The 17,770-nt window shown below is 34.7% G+C and carries 17 protein-coding genes and 1 tRNA gene; 7 read left to right on the top strand and 11 right to left on the bottom strand.

Going from position 1 to position 17,770, the window contains the following annotated elements; all coding sequences use genetic code 11:
- Window positions 1–273 precede the first annotated feature (273 nt).
- Together WBP_RS05975 and WBP_RS05305 are read right to left on the bottom strand one after the other, a co-directional pair.
- A complete protein-coding gene (locus WBP_RS05975; protein ID WP_255324091.1) occupies window positions 274–396 on the bottom strand; it encodes a hypothetical protein in 123 nt (40 codons plus the stop codon).
- A 364-nt stretch (window positions 397–760) separates the two neighbouring features.
- The gene (locus tag WBP_RS05305) at window positions 761–982 is read right to left on the bottom strand and encodes a hypothetical protein (RefSeq protein WP_246165979.1); all 222 of its coding nucleotides are present in this window, start codon (window positions 980–982) and stop codon (window positions 761–763) included.
- Window positions 983–1,001: 19 nt separating this feature from the next.
- Between WBP_RS05305 and ispH the strand changes: the two genes are divergently transcribed.
- The 3 genes from ispH to WBP_RS00275 all read left to right on the top strand — a co-directional run bounded on the left by ispH (window position 1,002) and on the right by WBP_RS00275 (window position 4,904).
- Entirely contained in the window at window positions 1,002–1,931 is a 930-nt protein-coding gene (gene ispH, locus WBP_RS00285) for a 4-hydroxy-3-methylbut-2-enyl diphosphate reductase (RefSeq protein WP_011256248.1), read from the top strand.
- 319 nt (window positions 1,932–2,250) lie between these two features.
- Window positions 2,251–3,525 carry an APC family permease gene (locus tag WBP_RS00280; protein WP_167895725.1) on the top strand — a complete coding sequence of 425 codons (1,275 nt, stop codon included), beginning with the start codon at window positions 2,251–2,253 and terminating at the stop codon, window positions 3,523–3,525.
- Between the two features lie 101 nt (window positions 3,526–3,626).
- On the top strand, window positions 3,627–4,904 hold the full coding sequence (locus WBP_RS00275) for an APC family permease (protein ID WP_011256246.1): 1,278 nt from the start codon (window positions 3,627–3,629) through the stop codon (window positions 4,902–4,904).
- A gap of 34 nt (window positions 4,905–4,938) precedes the next feature.
- Here the strand turns inward: WBP_RS00275 and WBP_RS00270 are convergent, their stop codons facing one another.
- Window positions 4,939–5,352 (bottom strand): hypothetical protein, encoded by a 414-nt coding sequence (locus WBP_RS00270; protein WP_011256245.1) that lies wholly within the window; start codon window positions 5,350–5,352, stop codon window positions 4,939–4,941.
- A 140-nt stretch (window positions 5,353–5,492) separates the two neighbouring features.
- On the opposite strand from WBP_RS00270, the gene WBP_RS00265 reads away from it, so the two are divergent.
- Window positions 5,493–6,536, top strand: a complete 1,044-nt coding sequence (locus WBP_RS00265) for an aspartate-semialdehyde dehydrogenase (protein ID WP_011256244.1) — start codon at window positions 5,493–5,495, stop codon at window positions 6,534–6,536.
- Window positions 6,537–7,067: 531 nt separating this feature from the next.
- On the opposite strand, the gene WBP_RS00260 is transcribed toward WBP_RS00265, so the two are convergent.
- Window positions 7,068–8,141: a 5-(carboxyamino)imidazole ribonucleotide synthase gene (locus WBP_RS00260; RefSeq protein WP_167895724.1), complete on the bottom strand. Its 1,074-nt coding sequence runs from the start codon at window positions 8,139–8,141 to the stop codon at window positions 7,068–7,070.
- A gap of 104 nt (window positions 8,142–8,245) precedes the next feature.
- Here WBP_RS00260 and apaG point away from each other — a divergent pair, with 104 nt between their 5' ends.
- Window positions 8,246–8,650: a Co2+/Mg2+ efflux protein ApaG gene (apaG, locus tag WBP_RS00255; protein ID WP_011256242.1), complete on the top strand. Its 405-nt coding sequence runs from the start codon at window positions 8,246–8,248 to the stop codon at window positions 8,648–8,650.
- A 23-nt stretch (window positions 8,651–8,673) separates the two neighbouring features.
- On the opposite strand, the gene WBP_RS00250 is transcribed toward apaG, so the two are convergent.
- A complete protein-coding gene (locus WBP_RS00250) occupies window positions 8,674–10,272 on the bottom strand; it encodes an ABC transporter permease (protein ID WP_167895723.1) in 1,599 nt (532 codons plus the stop codon).
- A gap of 121 nt (window positions 10,273–10,393) precedes the next feature.
- Here WBP_RS00250 and trhO point away from each other — a divergent pair, with 121 nt between their 5' ends.
- Window positions 10,394–11,203: an oxygen-dependent tRNA uridine(34) hydroxylase TrhO gene (trhO, locus tag WBP_RS00245; protein ID WP_167895722.1), complete on the top strand. Its 810-nt coding sequence runs from the start codon at window positions 10,394–10,396 to the stop codon at window positions 11,201–11,203.
- A gap of 63 nt (window positions 11,204–11,266) precedes the next feature.
- Here the strand turns inward: trhO and topA are convergent, their stop codons facing one another.
- The 5 genes from topA to WBP_RS00225 all read right to left on the bottom strand — a co-directional run bounded on the left by topA (window position 11,267) and on the right by WBP_RS00225 (window position 15,880).
- Window positions 11,267–13,717 carry a type I DNA topoisomerase gene (topA, locus tag WBP_RS00240; RefSeq protein WP_167895721.1) on the bottom strand — a complete coding sequence of 817 codons (2,451 nt, stop codon included), beginning with the start codon at window positions 13,715–13,717 and terminating at the stop codon, window positions 11,267–11,269.
- Between the two features lie 83 nt (window positions 13,718–13,800).
- On the bottom strand, window positions 13,801–13,941 hold the full coding sequence (locus tag WBP_RS06390; RefSeq protein WP_458694672.1) for a TomO hydrophobic C-terminal domain-containing protein: 141 nt from the start codon (window positions 13,939–13,941) through the stop codon (window positions 13,801–13,803).
- A gap of 601 nt (window positions 13,942–14,542) precedes the next feature.
- The gene (locus WBP_RS00235) at window positions 14,543–14,755 is read right to left on the bottom strand and encodes a hypothetical protein (RefSeq protein WP_011256237.1); all 213 of its coding nucleotides are present in this window, start codon (window positions 14,753–14,755) and stop codon (window positions 14,543–14,545) included.
- Between the two features lie 23 nt (window positions 14,756–14,778).
- Window positions 14,779–15,081, bottom strand: a complete 303-nt coding sequence (locus WBP_RS00230) for a hypothetical protein (protein ID WP_167895720.1) — start codon at window positions 15,079–15,081, stop codon at window positions 14,779–14,781.
- A 595-nt stretch (window positions 15,082–15,676) separates the two neighbouring features.
- Entirely contained in the window at window positions 15,677–15,880 is a 204-nt protein-coding gene (locus tag WBP_RS00225; RefSeq protein WP_167895719.1) for a DnaJ domain-containing protein, read from the bottom strand.
- Between the two features lie 1,280 nt (window positions 15,881–17,160).
- Here WBP_RS00225 and WBP_RS05300 point away from each other — a divergent pair.
- Window positions 17,161–17,271 (top strand): DUF4143 domain-containing protein, encoded by a 111-nt coding sequence (locus WBP_RS05300; protein WP_246165977.1) that lies wholly within the window; start codon window positions 17,161–17,163, stop codon window positions 17,269–17,271.
- Window positions 17,272–17,661: 390 nt separating this feature from the next.
- Here the strand turns inward: WBP_RS05300 and WBP_RS00215 are convergent.
- Window positions 17,662–17,749: transfer RNA gene (locus WBP_RS00215), tRNA-Ser, on the bottom strand.
- Between the last annotated feature and the right edge of the window lie 21 nt (window positions 17,750–17,770).

Genomic DNA, 17,770 nt, shown 5'->3' with positions numbered 1-17,770 from the left:
CTGCAACTTTTGCTGCACTAATGTTGTACGATTTCACAAATATATCTTGGTAATTTTTTTGACTTCAGATTTATGAAAATCCTAAATTTTACACTTTCCAATTGTGATTGGCTTTGATACGTCATACAAATCACTAGTTTTTACAACGTTTGCATCAAGCGTTGCAGCTATTGTAAAAAATTTTAACACTGATCCCATCTCATACACTCCAAGACTAACGAGACTAAACTCTTGTACTTCTTTTTCGCTTTATTTTGCAGATCGGAATCAAAATCAGGCAAGCTGACCACTGAAATGATCTTGCTTATTTTTCACATTTAAAACAAGTCCTACTCCACCAAGTACCTGACATCCATTTACAGCCTTAGTTAGTTCTTCATGTACTATACCTTGCACTCATGTATCTAAGGATAGTTGAACATATTCACCAGGTGTCATTCGAGTAGCGTGAGGCTGGATTCCAGTCTTATTTATGGTATACCTCAACTCCAGCAATGCCCTTGCCATCTATATCAGTGTAGCTAAGCACATGTGAAAACAAATTATTGTGTGGATAGACACATCTTACATTGTCGCAAAAATTTACTTCCGGCACACCGGCACTTTTGACCGCTAGCACCCTTTTGAAATTAAATGCCGTTTTATCCAAGTAAGTTTCTTTTTTAAGTGAGTATTTTACACAGGTTTTCGTACTCAAGGTCATTAAAAATAGAACGCAGTTGTGCTACTATACCTTCCAGATTTTTCACTTTAGTTGGATCTATATATAGTGATGTTGTGGCACATTTGTTGCTATTACCACTTCATTCCTATCTAAAATATTAGGTTGCCTGTATGCCTTAGTACCCTTTTTTAAATCCTCTACAGCACTAAACTGACCAAAAATTAAAGAGAATATATGAAAATTAATTATTATATAAAATACAAATAATGGTACTATAAAGTACAGTGAGCAGAGCCTATTTTTAAGCAATGTTTGCATACTTACTCGATTTAAAAAAATGGAAATCATTTTAGCTGAACCGCGTGGTTTTTGTGCAGGAGTCAAAAGAGCTGTAGATATATTAGCCATCACTTTAAAAAAATATCGAAACAAACGCAAAGTCTATGTGCTGCATGAAATCGTTCATAATAAATATATAGTAGAGGACTTTAAGAGACAAGGCGTGATTTTTGTGAATAGCATCAGGGACATCAAGGACAATAGAGGAATATTGATCTTCAGTGCGCACGGAGTGTCAAAAAATATAGAAGACAAAGCAAAAAGAAAGGGCATTCAAGTGATTGATGCAACATGCCCACTGGTTAGTAAAGTACATAAAGAAGCAAAAAGGTATGAAGATAGTGGTAAAGAATTAATCCTAATTGGACATAAAAACCACCCAGAAGTTAAGGGAATCAGAGGAAGAGTGAATAATCCCATAGTTTTAGTGCAAACCCTACAGAATGTACGCGATTTAAAGGTTAAAAATCCAGATAATTTATCTTATGTTACACAAACCACGTTAAGCACCGACGACACCCGCGAAATCATTACTGCCCTAAAGCTCAGATTTCCAAACATTACAGGCCCCAACTTAAAAGATATATGTTATGCAACACAAAATAGGCAGAATGCTGTCAAAAAATTAACTGAAATTGTAGACATAGTGCTAATTATAGGAAGTAAAAATAGTTCGAACTCAAATCGCTTGTTAGATCTATGCACTGCCAGAGGAAAAAGAGCTTACTTAATCGATAATTACAGCTATATGGACAAAAGTTGGTTGCAGGGCATAGAAAAGATAGGAATTACTGCAGGTGCCTCCGCTCCTGACATATTAGTTGACGAATTAATAAACCATTTGAAAATAAACGTGAATACAAAAGTTTCAGTTATGTCAGATGGAGTCACCGAAAATGTTCAGTTTAAAATACCGCATTTAGTTTAAAGTATATCTTACTTACAAGATTGGTTACAGCCTCGAATAATAGGCTACCCAAATAGGGAGCTACACACTTAGCTATAGGTATAGACCCCTCTACATGAAGAACCCTATTCATTCTATCTACCACAACATTTACTGCTTCTCTTATATCATCACTTGTAATTAACTCCCTTAAATTTCTGCTTTATAGGTATCCTCCCAACTTTTTGGCCGTACCTAATTATAGTAATTGAAAAATGCAAGCTTTCATAAAAGATCGATTGAAGTTTCTGAGCTTCAGTTATATTATTAATATATTTAGATAAAAAAGTTAAAAGTTATTGTGTCAAACAAAATAGGTTTCTTGGCTATTTTTGCCTTAGTGATTAGTAGTCAAATCGGCTCTGGAATTTTCATGCTTCCAATTAGTCTTGCACCATACGGTACTTACAGCCTTATAAGTTGGGCAGTATCAGGGCTCGGTGCTATACTTCTTGCTTTAGTTTTTGCATTGCTCTGTGCGAAATTTCCAGAAACTGGTGGTCCTCATGTTTATGTGAAGCATGCTTTTGGTCCTACAGCAGCTTTTTTTGTTGGCTGGACATATTGGGCGAGTTCGTGGGTTAGTTCAACAGCGGTAATAGTTGCAAGTATTGGCTACCTAGCTCCGCTCTTTCATAATAATATACAAAATATACGCCTGTTTTTAGAAATAGCATTAATCTTAGCTATCATGCTAATAAACTTAAGAGGGATAACTACCGTCGGACATGTTGAGCTTCTATTGATGACTGTCAAAATTACCGTGCTGTTTGCAGTACCCATAGCGGCATTACTTCTTTTTGACAGAAATAACTTTGTCGTAAGCGAGGAAATATCAAACCTCACAATATCTCAAGCTTTTGCCCGTTCCACACTTCTTACTTTATGGTGCTTTATTGGACTTGAAATAGTAACAGCATCTGCAGGATCAGTTGAAAATCCAAGCAAAACAATTCCAAGAGCCATAGTATTTGGTACGGTCTTTGTTGCTATCATATACTTCATTAATAGCCTTGCAATTATGGGATTGATTAATGGCAATCACTTAGCTAACTCAAAAGCACCATACGCTGATGTGATAAAAATAATTTTACCTGGCAATTGGTACTTAATCATTTCCATTGTTGCTTTCATTGTTTCTGTAAGTAGTCTAAACGCTTGGTTCTTAGCCGACGGACAAGTTGCTTTAGGCCTTGCAAAAGATAAATTAATGCCGCAATTTTTTGCTAAAAGAAACAAGTATGGTGCCCCCTTTTGTGGAATCATAATCAATACACTGGGAATATTAGCTTTACTCGTTCTAATATCGAGCAAAAATTTTGCCAAGCAAGTAACTTCAATAATTGATGTCTCTGTAGTTTCATTTTTATTCGTCTACTTAACATGTTGTCTTGCTTTCCTCAAGGTCATCATACAGGAAAAAAACTACTATAAATTTCTAATTGGGGGTGTGGCTGTACTTTTTTGCTGTTGGATAATATATGAGACTCCTATGAATACCTTGTTAATTGCAAGCTTATTCCCTTTAAGCGGCACACCTACCTATCTACTTTGGTACCGCAAGCCTACAAAGTGACCTTCCTAAAAGCTTAACTTAAAAACATAATTTTTTATTTATTAAAATTCTTGGGAATCAGATTATACTACTGACTTACACTAATAGAATTAAGAGGTATTGTGTCAAATAAAATAGGTTTTTTGGCTGTTTTTGCTTTAGTAATCAGTAGCCAAATTGGCTCTGGGATTTTTATGCTGCCGATTAGCCTTGCACCATACAGCACTTATAGCCTCATAAGCTGGGCGATATCAGGATTTGGTGCTGTGTCTCTTGCTTTAGTTTTTGCTACACTATGTGCAAAGTTTCCAGAAACTGGAGGTCCCCACGTTTATGTAAAACATGCTTTTGGCCCTACTGCAGCCTTCTTTGTTGGTTGGACGTATTGGGTAATCTCATGGGTTAGCACAACAGCTTTGATAGTTGTAGGTGTTGGCTACCTTACGCCATTTCTCCATGAGGAGATCAAAAATATACATTTGTTCTTAGAACTGTTATTATTTACAATTATTACATTAATAAACTTAAGAGGAGTAGCGACCGCTGGACGCGTTGAGTTTCTATTGACGGTTATAAAAATTGCCGTATTGCTTGCAATACCTGTAATGGCATTGTTTTTTTTCAATAGAAACAATTTCATCATAAGTAAAGAAATGTCAAGCCTTACAATATCACAGATCCTCGCTCGTTCTACACTCCTGACTTTATGGTGTTTCGTTGGAGTTGAATTGGCAACAGCACCTGCAGGATCAGTCAACAATCCAGCAAAAACTATACCAAGAGCTGTAGTACTTGGAACAATCTGTGTTGCTATCATATATTTTATCAACAACTTTGCAATCATGGGTTTAATAAACGGTAATGACCTAGCAAACTCAAGAGCACCATACGTTGATGCGATAAAAATTATGTTTTCTGGTAACTGGCATTTGATTATTTCTATAGTTGCATTCGTTTTCTGTGTTGGCAGTTTAAACGCCTGGGTCTTATCTAGCGGACAAGTTGCTTTTGGTCTTGCAAAAGATAGACTGATGCCACAACTCTTTGCTAAAAGGAATGAACATGGATCCCCTTTTTGGGGAATAACAACTAGCTCATCTGGAACTGCAATTTTACTAATCCTCACTTCAAATAACAATTTTGCTCAGCAGATTACATCGATTATCGACTTCTCTGTAGTTTCATTTTTATTCGTCTACCTTGCATGCAGTCTTGCTTTTCTAAAGGTTGTTATAAAGGAGAGAAATTATCACAAGCTTTTAACTGGCAGTATAGCAACAACCTTTTGTTGCTGGGTGATACTTGAAACTTCTATAAATACCTTGTTAATTGCAAGCTTATTTACCACGAGTGGTATACCTCTTTATTTATTTTGGTACCGAAGAGCTTCCGCACAATAAATATTATACCAGATGCTCTTGAAATATTTGATATTTATGGACTACGACTTTTTTTGTCATCCACTTGTTCAATATTACTCTTCTTAAGCTTGCTGCTTATTTCTTCTGTATATTTATCATCTATGCGAGACTCATTTCTTATCTTACTGGAGCGATCTATTTGCAATTGTAGCTTTTTATATGTCTCTTTTTCAGATGTGAAAATTTTTGCTAAAAATCTTCCTATCACCGGTATTGATTCCAATAAATCTCTTAGCTTCGAAGACTGTTGTTCCGTTTCTAGAAACCGTGTTTTAACAGTTTTTACAGCATACTTTTTATCATCAAAATTTATATCATATCTTCTTTTTGAGAGAACACTTTGAAACTTTGACCCATTAATTCTCTTAGGTTCTTGAGATGTAGATATTGCAGGTTTCACCTTAGTTTCATCATATTTTTTGCTCATCTCTCACTTTATTATGTAATATTATTAATATTGCATAATAATAACTAAATTACAATTAATTGCAAGGTAAAAATATTAAAATAATTGTAAATTCTGCCAGTAAAAATATAATATAATTTTGAAGTGAGAATTTTATTTATATGGGACAAAAAATTGCTGTTGTTGGAGCAACCGGTAGAGTAGGACACGAAGTACTAAGCATACTTGCTGAGTTCCAAGACGAGGGAAAAATTTCGATAGATTCTGTTATTACATTTGCATCAAAAAAATCAAAGGGAAAAAAGGTGAGTTTTGGTAACGAAGAATTAACTGTTTTATGCCTTGAAAATTATGACTTTGCTGATATTGATATAGCCATCTTCTGTGCTGGGTACCATGTTTCGGAAAAGTACGTACCGATTGCAACTGAAGCTGGATGCATCGTAATAGATAACAGCTCTTATTTTAGGATGAAAGAAGGTGTACCACTAATCATTCCAGAAATTAATAAAGAAAAAATCATGGAATACAAAAACCACAACATAATATCCAATCCAAACTGTACTATAATACAGATGCTGTTAGTGCTACATTTATTATACCAAAAAGCAAAAATAAAGAGAATCGTTGCTTCAACTTATCAATCAACCTCTGGTGCAGGCAAAGCAGCAATGGATGAACTCTATAATCAGACAAAAAAAATCTTCACAAATGAAGCCAAAAAGCCTGAAATATTCCCTAAGCAAATAGCATTCAATTGCATTCCTCATATAGGAGAGTTTATGGAAGATGGTTCTACAAAAGAGGAATGGAAAATGCAAGAGGAAACAAAAAAAATCTTAGAGGCAGATATAAAAGTTACTGCAACTTGTGTAAGGGTGCCCGTTTTTATTGGTCATGCTATAGCAGTAAATGTAGAGTTTTACCAGCACATAACTGAAGAACAAGCTCGTGAAATGCTAAGCGAAGTTGAAGATACCGGAATTTTAGTGTATGATAGGCGAAAAGACGGCAAATATATAACCCAAATTGATGTCGTACAGGAGAATGCAGTATACGTATCACGTATTAGAAAAGACAATACTGTTGAACATGGATTAAATATGTGGATAGTGGCTGATAATCTACGCAAAGGTGCGGCACTGAATATAGTACAAATTTTGGAGATCTTGACGAGGGAGCATTTATCAATCAAGTGCATATAGAGTACACGTACGCTGTAGTTCGAAGAAAATTTGCATACCAATGGTGTCATTCAAGTGAAACGAAAAAAACACTTGACAAATTCTGCCAGACTCCTCACCACAGAGCTGAAGGTATTCAGTTATCCCTAGTCTGTGCAGATTAAATGACGAAGTATCATGTAGTTGACATCTTATGTTTAATTCTTTATACCATGTGTACTTTATGTCTTCACAACATTTCTATGCTCTACCTATATAAGCTGAAACGTGCTTATAAAGACAGTATAGTATGCCAATTTGCAGGATTAGAGAGTAAACACTATCTAACATAGGGTTTCTTTTGCCTTTTTTCTCTTTGGTAAATTTCTTAAATATTTATAATAAAGGTTAGTTGCAATTTATGAAGCCAATAAATGGTGCTATTATCAGTTTGCTCATAAGCAAACTTTTCTGGATGCCAGTGATTCTTGTGTTTAAGGCAAAACTGGCTATGAAACTTAATGCACCGTTTTCGAAAACAAACGTTTGTGTAATCGTGAGAGGTATAGCATGCTAACTTAAATCTATATTAACATGCCCCATTTTACGCCTACCTCTGACCTCTTTTTTTCCATATATAGTCAAATTGGCTCTTTTGTCACTCAAATACTTGTAAGTATTATATACATCATTACCTATTATGTTTTTCGTCATACAAGGAAAGCGCAACACCACTTCTTGCATAGGTAACTTACATATTACCCTAATCAGTTGCTCGAATTGACTAACATTACATGCATCCAAGCTCCAGTGGCAAGAATTGTGAGGTCTTGGAGCTAGTTCATTGACTAGCAGCTCACTATTTTTAGTAATGAAAAACTCAATAGCTAGAACTCCCACTACATCAAGTGCATCTGCTATTTTCTCCGCGGTTTGTTGTATCTCTTGAACTAATTTGCTATCTACTTTAGCTGGCACTATTGAAGTATCAAGTATTCCATCGACATGGTGATTTTCTGCCACAGGAAAAAAAGCTACTTTACCATTTTTATCCCTTGTAACAACAATTGAAACCTCTTTTAGTAAGTCAACACTTGCCTCGAGAATGTACTGTGCATTCCAATCAAAGGAAGCAAATTGCTCTACTTGAGAATCATTCCCAATCATATATTGTCCCTTCCCATCGTAACCCATTTCTGTTGTTTTTAGCCTTGTTGGATAGCCAAAAGCTCTAGTGACTTCTAATAGATCGTTATGATCTTGTATACTTTTATAATCAGCGGTTCTTATACCTAAATTTCTAATAAAATCTTTCTCTCTAAGCCTATTTTGTGAAATGTGTAATGCTCTTTTACCTGGATAAAAATCTACATATTGTGACATAATATCAATTGCGTCACATGGAATATTTTCAGATTCAATAGTAACTAAACTCACACTCTGTGCAAAAGATTCAAGCGCCTTCTTATCAGAAAAATCTGCTATTGTTAAATCATTAGCAACAGAGCAAGCAGGATCATCTTTAGCATTAGCGAAAATATGTGTTTCTTGCCCAAGCTTTGTCGCAGCAATAGCGGTCATTTTACCTAATTGTCCACTACCCACTATTCCTATCACTCTTTTACAAAGTATGTCTGATTTGCTCATATAATTGATAAACAATTCTTAATCAGAATACTACAATATGCTTGAAGAATCTACGAAAACAGTGTATAATTAAAGTATTACTTTTCTATCATGAATACTCTGTCATGACTTTAGAATATACACTTACTACTAACTCTGTTGAAGTTACAGTCTTGCCAGTCTATATTGAGGAGCAATCTATTCCTTATGAAAATTGCTATGTATGGATGTACAATGTCAAGATAAAAAATAAAAGCCTATCAACTATTCAATTGCTGAGCCGCCATTGGCAAATAATAGACTACAAAGGAAAGATAAATGAAATTGTTGGGGCTGGTGTTATTGGAGAGCAGCCTGTGATAAAACCTGGAGAGGTATTTAAATACACAAGCGGAACATACTTGAATGCACCGTCAGGAATAATGCAAGGTAAGTACGAATTTCTAAATGAAGAAAACACAAAAGTTTTCGAGGTCACAATACCATCTTTTTCTTTAGATAGCCCATACACAAACATTAGGCCACATTAAACCAACTGATTGCCATCATAAATCTATTTTTTATTTTCATCATCAAGCTTAAATAAGATTATTGTAGAGATTAAGCCAGTTATAACTATCATTAACGAAAATGGGGCAGCTTCTCTATAACGTTCATCGCTTACAAGTTCATATATTCTAGTTGATATAGTTTCAAAATTAAATGGCCTGATAATGAGTGTTGCTGTAAGCTCTTTAATAGTATCCATAAATACAAGCAAAAATCCTGATAATATACTTTTCTTTATGAGAGGAATATGAATATTCAGACACGTGGAAATGGGTCCATGGCCCATAGTATATGCGATCCACTCAATTTCATTAGGCGTTTTTTTAAGCCCTGATTCTATTGCTTTGAAAGATATGGCAAAAAAACGAAATAAATATGAGTAAATCAAAGCACCAACAGTTCCTACCAAGCTTATTTCTGTAAAGTATTGAGTAATAAAAGAAGATATCTTGCTTAAAAATATTATTATACTAATAGCAATAACTGCATTTGGAATCGCATAGCCTAAAGAAATTAGACGCGCTATATTGTTGATCACCTTATTCTTACGTGCCGTACATCCTATCATTATTGCAATACTAACTGAGATCATTGCAGTGATAAACGATAAGCCAATGCTATTTGCTATTATGTTATAGAATCTTGCTCCGTATATGAAAAATCCCTTCTCTATGCTCCAATATATGAGTGGAATGATCGGCAAAGCAAAACCTACTAATATCGGCAATATACACATAGCATAAGCAAAAACTAATGGTATAGCACCACTTATACTCCGTTTGTTATGATAATCTGAATTAGTATTAATGGCAGAGTAGGATATTTCCTTTTTTTGTAGAATTTTCTCGACAGCTATCAGTGCTGTAATGAAGACCAATTCTGCAACTGCTAAAACAGCAGCTGAATATTTATCATGCAGTAAAAACCAGGTGCGATATATTCCTGTGGTAAAGGTGTCAATCGCAAGAAATTGTGGTGTACCAAAATCTGTAATTACCTCCATTAACACCAAGGATATCCCAGCTATAATTGACGGACGTATAGAGGGAATAACGACAGAAAATAAGCTCTGTAAAGAAGAGAACCCAAGTGTTGATGCAACAGTAACTGAGTTGCTAACATTCTTTAGATTTGAGCGGACTAATATGTAAACGTATGTATATAAACTGAATCCCATCACTAATATTCCACCGCCTAGAGACTTTATCTCAGGAAACCAATAATCACCTTTACCCCAGTGAAAAATTTCTCTTAATAAACTTTGTGTTGGACCTGAAAATTCTAACGAGTTGACGTAAACAAACGATACTATATATCCGGGAATTGATATTGGAAAAAATAAAGCAACCTCAAAAATTCTACTCCCAGGGAATGAAAAAAATGTAGTGAGCCAAGCTGGAATCACTCCAAATATAAAAGATATACTTCCAACCCCTATCATCAAAATTAACGTATTAAGTATATATTCAGGAAAAAGTGTGCTGATTACCCACTCAGAATTTGCCGATTCTGTAAATAGAATCGACACTAATGATAGTATAGGGCAGACAAATAATATACTTACTAGAAATAAGAATATACTTTTAAATACTTTTAAAAACATTAAATTAAATCCATATTTAATATTAAAATGTTATATATAAAAGCTGAAGATATCCAGAGCTGATCTATTGAATATCTTTATAATTTTGTATATTATGTTCTAAGTTGATAAGTTAATAATCATGAGTTTTGTCATAGCAACTTTTTACCATTTTGTAAAACTCTCTAATTATTATGACATGAAAGATGAAATAAAAGCTGCATGTGACAACTTTGAGCTAAAGGGCACCATACTCCTTGCAGAAGAAGGCATTAATGCAACTATATCTGGTGAAAGAAATGCAATTAATAAAATATTTAATTTTCTATGCTCTGATTATAGGCTGAAAGATCTTACATGGAAAGAAAGTGCAGCAAAATATCAACCATTTAGTAAGATGAAGGTGAGGTTAAAAAGAGAAATTGTGAATCTTGGTGTAAGCAATCTTGATACTTCTCTTAGGGGCAAATATATTGACCCAGATCATTGGGATGATTTTATCTCTCAACCTGACGTTCTAGTAATAGATACACGAAATGAATACGAAGTGAAGTTAGGCAAGTTTAAAAATGCAATCAACCCATATACTCAATATTTTCGCGAGTTTCCTCAGTGGGCAAAGTCTTTCTCTAAGAATAAAAACTTGAAAGTGGCCATGTATTGCACGGGTGGGATTAGATGCGAAAAATCTACAGCGTATATGAAAAGTCTCGGGTTTAACGATGTGTACCATCTTAAAGGTGGCATTCTTTCTTACCTTGAAAGAACTCACAACAAAAATGGTAACTGGGAAGGTGAGTGTTTTGTTTTTGATGATAGAATTGCCATTAACAGCTCACTTGCCCCAAGCAATAAAATAAAATGCATATTTTGCTCAAATCAAGTTTCAGCGGACGAGTTGAAATCAGTCTCACGTGGCCAAGTGGTTTGTTCTGATTGTAACCCTTCATAATATAAGAAAAGTTCCTGTGTTAGAATTGAATGAAGCCTCAGTAAATTTAAATCATGCATGCCTTTACTTCTTACTTTTAATCAATTCCAGAGCTCTCCTCAGATCTACACTTTCAATATCTGCATTTTTACCTAAAGCAACATTTGTTTTACCGCATTTTATATAGAATCCATACCTACCATTGCAGATGAAAACTTCTTTTCCCTTTTCATTAAAACCAAGGGACTTTAGCTCCTTGCGTGGGCTGTTTGCAATAATTTGCACAGCTTCATCTAATTGTATCTCCAATACCTCTTTGAAACTTTTTTTAAGAGAAAAGTATTTACTATCATAAAAAATATAGTATCCAAACCTTCCAAGGCCTATTTTTACCTCTTTTCCGGTTTCAGGGTGTTCCCCAATTACTTTTGGTAAAGAGAGCAGCCTGGTAGCGGTACTAAGATCAATATCATTAACATTTATATCTTTTGGTATGGAAACCGTTTTTTTCTTTTCTGACTCACTATTAAACTCCAGGTAAAGGCCAAAAGGACCTTTTTTGATTACCACCTCCTGCTCCGTTACACCATCTATACCCAAGCTTTTTGGGTATTCTGAGTTGTCATTACTGCCAGTAATTTCTTTTGTATGGGTACATGTAGGATAGTTAGAACATCCAAGAAATACCCCAGCTTTTCCAAAGTTTAATTTTAATATACCATCGGGGCAATCTGGACATTTCTTATTTACTTCTTTTTTTCCTTCTTCTGAACAAAACCAATCAACTACTAAATCACGAATGCCGTTAAAAATTTCATCATGCGTCATTTGCTTGACAGAGTTTACATGGTTAAAAAATGGCACCCAAAAATAACCTAGTTCCTTTTTCCAATCTGCACGCCCGTTTGAGATTAAATCGAGCTTTTCTTCCATTTGTGCTGTGAAATCATACCCTACACAACGCTGAAAAAAAGTTTCTAAAAATATGGTAACAATCTTGCCGCGGCTACTTGGAATAAATCTTTTATTATCCAACTTAACGTACTCACGATCCTGTAACACTGAAATAATTGCTGCATAAGTCGATGGACGTCCTATACCAATTTCTTCCATTTTCTTGACGATACTTGCTTCACTATAACGTGATGGAGGTTGAGTAAAATGTTGTTCTGGGTCAACAGAAATTAGCTTGCATTCCTCACCTTCTTTCATAGTAGGTATCATGCTCTCGTCCTCACCATCCATGTTATTTTTATAAACCTTATAGAAACCATCAAAGAATATGATCGATCCACTTGCTCGCAGAATTACTTTCTGATCAGTAGAACTAATTTCAACTACCACTTGATCAAGGATTGCCGATTCCATCTGACTTGCAATGGTTCTCTTCCAAATCAAACCATACAATTTAAATTGTTCTGGCGTTAAGTAATCCTTAATGCTGTCTGGCGTTCTATCTATATCAGTTGGACGAATCGCTTCATGCGCTTCCTGAGCATTTTTAACCTTTTTTACATACTGACGAGAAGACTTCGGTAAATATTTATTACCATACAATGACTTAATTGACCTTCTGATTGAGTTTACAGCTTCATCTGCAATATAAAACCCATCTGTACGCATGTAGGTTATCAACCCTACAGTTTCGCCACCAATATCAATACCTTCATACAAATCTTGCGCTATGCGCATAACATTTTTCACATTAAAATACAGCTTATTTACTGCATCTTGCTGAAGACTTGAAGTAATGAATGGAGGCAGTGGATTTCTCTTAACTTGCTTGCGTTCTACTGTGCTTACAGCATATCGCCTTGATTCAATTTGCTTAACTAAGCCTTTTGCTTCTTCTTCGTTCTTAATATCAAATTTTTCTAGCTTTTTATTATCATAGTGGCTGAGCATAGCAAAAAACGTCTCGCTTTTGCTATCTTTTATTTCTGCCTTTATGCTCCAATACTCTTGTGATACAAATTTACTAATTTCATCCTCTCGTTCGCATATAAGCTTTAATGCAACAGACTGCACTCGCCCTGCAGATTTGCTTCCAGACAATTTTGTCCACAGCAGTGGTGACAAGCTAAATCCAACTAGATAATCCAAAGCTCTCCGTGCTTGCTGCGCGCGCACTAAGTCCATATTTATTTCACGTGGATTCTTTACTGCCTCTTGCACCGCCCTTTTTGTTATCTCATTAAAGACCACTCTATAAATGTTGCTTTTATCATTGATTGCTTTCCTCTCCTTCAGTGCCTCTATTACATTCCAGGCTATTGCTTCCCCTTCTCTATCTGGGTCTGTTGCAAGATATATATCTGATGTTTGACTTGCTTCCTTTACTAGCTCTTTTACATATTTCTCTGCTTTCTCAATAATTTCATACTTTATAGCAAAATCATTATCCGGATCAACAGAACCGTTCTTCACTGGAAGATCTCTCACATGTCCAAAAGATGCAGCAACTTTAAACTCTTTACTTAAATATTTACTTATCGTCCTTGCCTTCGCAGGTGACTCAACTATCAATAATGCCATATTATTATATTAGTACTTAAAGATAATATGTTGAGAAATATACGATGAAAAGTAAAAAAATGTTTTAATGAGTCCTTTTGATTCTATGAAGTGGGTTGTGGAATGTTTCCAGAAACCTCATGGATCTTGCTATTTCTAAGCGACTTTGAGGGCCCATTACAATGATATGGGATTGTAGTAGCAACAAGATAATAAACCCCGACTGCTATTTCTACTGCTAACATTTCTAGGTAAACTGCAATAGCTACCCCTAAAAGCAATTCCGGTTATTGCTAGCATAGAAGCAGCCGCAATAGGCAGCTTGCTCCCATTTTCACTTTGCAGATTTGGCTGCTGATTATTGTTTTGAGTGTTACTCACTTGATTTGAAACCGGTATTTTAGGTTGACCTAACTGCTCCTGCTTATTTTTAGGTATTTTTTTCTTCTTTCACGTCACTTGGCTATACATCACCATTTTGGATATTATTTGCTTGATCTGAAACTGGTATTTCACGCTGCTCCTATTTACCTTCAGGTATTTTCCTCTTCTTGTTTTACCCCTAAAACTTCTAATAAATTCTTAAGTACATCTGATTTTTCCTAGCAGAATAAGCAACACCTTTCTTCATACTTTCACACCTACCAATAGAGCTATTGGAGATTTGCCATTACTGTCCTTAGCATTAATTTTTGTCCCACCTTTTATTAATGCCTCTAACTTGGGATAAAAACGTTCATTTACCTCTTTAGGTTCAAAACTTAATCTATTCCCTCAACACTGTCACAATATTCCAAAATAACTTGATGCAGCAAAGTTTATCCTAGAGAATCAGGAGTATTTATTCTACTCCATTTTAATTAAAGATTCTATAGTAGAAATATCACAACATCCTTTAACTAACAAGTTTTTGCCATTGCTATCCTCTTCCATTAAGCTAACATTTATTTTATTTTCTATGTGCGGATAAATATTATGTTTTATAATTTTGTGTGATATAGGAGTACCGTTTTCATCCTTTAATTCCACAATTCCTTTCTCAACAAAAATACTTATCATTGAATAGCATGCTTTTTCTGTTTCTACGCAACCGCGATAAAAGGAGAAATCACTCCATGAACTATTTTTCTATGATTATCTACAAGCTGGTTAACACATATATCAAGCAGCGTTATACGTTCACTATTTGGAATAGTGTAACATACACCTTTATCTACTAGTGAGTAAAAAGGGGAAATAGCATCCTCAAGGGATATAATTATACTCTCTTTTACATAGTCTTCTCTAGGTTGTTCTGAGTTTACTCGGGACTGAAACTGATTAAGAAATTTAATCACACCCTTATAGAAAGGACCTGTATTACAACTGGCGTTACTATCTTGCATTTCTTCTTAACATTAGTGTCACTACTGTTTTTGAAAGAAGATGTTTTGGAAGAAGGTCGATAAAAAAATTAAAAGCACCAAAGTTAAACGACGTTTGCTTAAAAACAAAACCACCAGAACCATGGTTATTAAAATATTAAAAAAATAATGAAAATCGTATTTCTGTCACTATTTTGCATATTAATATCGTTTACATCACACTTTCTAACAGCAAGCCCGCAGTTTCATAAGAATTTAATTTGATAGCAAGGCGTAAAGTGTCAATTAAGAGATACTTTCGTTTCTTTGCTGATCAAACAATCAATAATTTGCACATGATTTTTCTTAATCACATAATCAATTGAAGTAATGCTAATATACATAATCATATTTAACGTTAATATCGATGCTAAATTCTTCTACTACCATACATACAGATCCTAGATTATTCTCAAGAATTGGTTGATACAAGAAATCGTATGGCTGTTTCCTTATATAATCTGAAAATAAATCGCCAGGTGTTACTATATTTTTCTCTTATAATCATTTTATCATATCTTTTTTTTCTTTAGATTAGATAACACCTTATATGCCCCTTGAACTTCTAGGAACAACATTACAGACTTTGCATCTCTTCCAACTCAAGCTTAGATAAAGCAGCACCATTAATCGCTTTTTTAACAATTCTTGATATCTTTCTTTTTTTAGGTAGAAGTTTATCAGGATGACATTTCAATCCTAATTTTTTATAAGCTTTGTTTATTTCTTCTGGAGCAACATATTTATCTACTTCTAGTATTTCATAGTAGTTTCTAGCCATATGTACCCCAACTCAAAAATAACAATAATATATTAATATTATATGGCAAAAAGCCAAGCGATCTCATCCAGAGATGTAGACATGTTGGAATTCTATATACTATAGCTAGTGCAGCTCCTACGTAATACCGCTACCGTTAACAGGCAGAGATTGTTAGTAAATCTTTAGTTATAAATATTAAGATATTTACTAAGTAAAGAAAAAAGGCAAAAGAAACCCCGTGACAGCTAGTTATTCACTATCATTTAATCAGTTGGCGTTTTTTTTTAAGCACCTAATAGGCGCGAATTACAGCATTAGTTGGTAATGAGGTGTATATAGCGCAAAAAATTAAACATGAAACAATAGATACATTAAGTCTTTTTGCCGTTTAATCCGTACAGAGAAAATAAATAATTAGCTTCAGTGCTATAGTAACAAGGTGGCAGAGAGTTTGTCAAGTAGTTTTCAGTCCTGACTCCCTGTTTTCAAATCATAATATTCGTTCAAGTGCTTGCTGTTTTTAACCTTTTATAGTACATTTGCATATTGAAACTATAAAATTCAATTTATATATTTGCGTGCTATAATTTCAGTTTCAAAAAGGTTTTTCAAGTTTCATTCTATTTTAAGTATTATAGGACCAAGACAGTATGGTAAAATAACTATCACTAAAATATTGTTTAAGCACCTGCCATACATATCTTTAGAAAATATCGATATCAGTTTTTAGGCGCAAAATGATCCTAGGGCGTTTTTAGCTAATTATAGCAGGGTGCTGTTTTGGCAAAGTAAAGCATGTTCCTGAGCTATTATCGTACCTTCAGAAATAGTTGACAAGTTTCCTGTAAAAGGTCGATATGTATTAACAGGGCCTCAAAAACTTGCTTCTAGTCATCACGTTTCCCGATCTTTTCCCAGGACGCATAGACATAACAACACTATTACCTTTTGAGCTTATCTGAGCTTGGTATGCCAATAAACATTAACTCAGCTATTTTTAAGGGGGCATCTTAGGTTACATAGTTTTAACATGCATCCATTAGATTTTTATTCCAGTTACACCCAAATTTACATTGAGCAAGATGTTCGACAACTTAAAAATATTGAAAATATTGGTAGACTCCAAACTTTCCTCAAATTGTGTGCAGGCGAGTAGGTCAGATTCTTAATCTATCATCCCTTGCCCAAGACTGTGGTATTTCTCATACAACCTTATGACAGTGGCTGAATATCTTGGAAGCTAATTAATATTTTTTCTTCAGCCATTCCATCAAAGTTTCAGCAATCGCCTAATCAAGATGTCAAAATTATACTTTTATGACACCAGCCTTATCTGTACACTCTTCAACTTTGAAAAGGAGAGTCAATTAGAAACACACTATCTTAAAGAGCTCTGTTTGAAAACTTGACTGTTTTGGAGATTTTTAAGAGGCGTCTCAATCAGGGGTTGCCTGCTAATCTATACTTTTGGCGTAACTGAACTGGACATAAGGTAGATTTATTAGCAGATTGGGATAGTAACATTTATGCTATTAAAACTAAGGCTGGGTTCATGTTTTAGAGCAATTTTATTAAAAATGCACAATATTTCCGCAAACTTTCCCAAATAGCTAAGGGGTATTTAATCTTATATAGGTCAGCAGAATGGCTCACATGCGAAAGTTAAACTTGTGCCAATAAATGAAATAGATCGGATATTCCGGAAGATCTTTAAATCATTGCAATAAAACTAAGCGTATACGTTTAAATGGGAAAAACAGGCTAACAATACTTGCTTAAAGCATACTATACGTGGCACGCGGACGGAATGGGATTCGAACCCATGGTACGCTCATCACGTACGTCAGTTTTCAAGACTGGTGCCTTAAACCGCTCGGCCATCCGTCCACTTCTTTTTTATCACAATAT

This window comes from Wolbachia endosymbiont of Brugia pahangi (assembly GCF_012030695.1).
Classification (GTDB): Bacteria; Pseudomonadota; Alphaproteobacteria; order Rickettsiales; family Anaplasmataceae; genus Wolbachia.
Note: the sequence above shows the minus strand (reverse complement) of the source record. Positions and strands in the feature narration are given on the sequence as shown.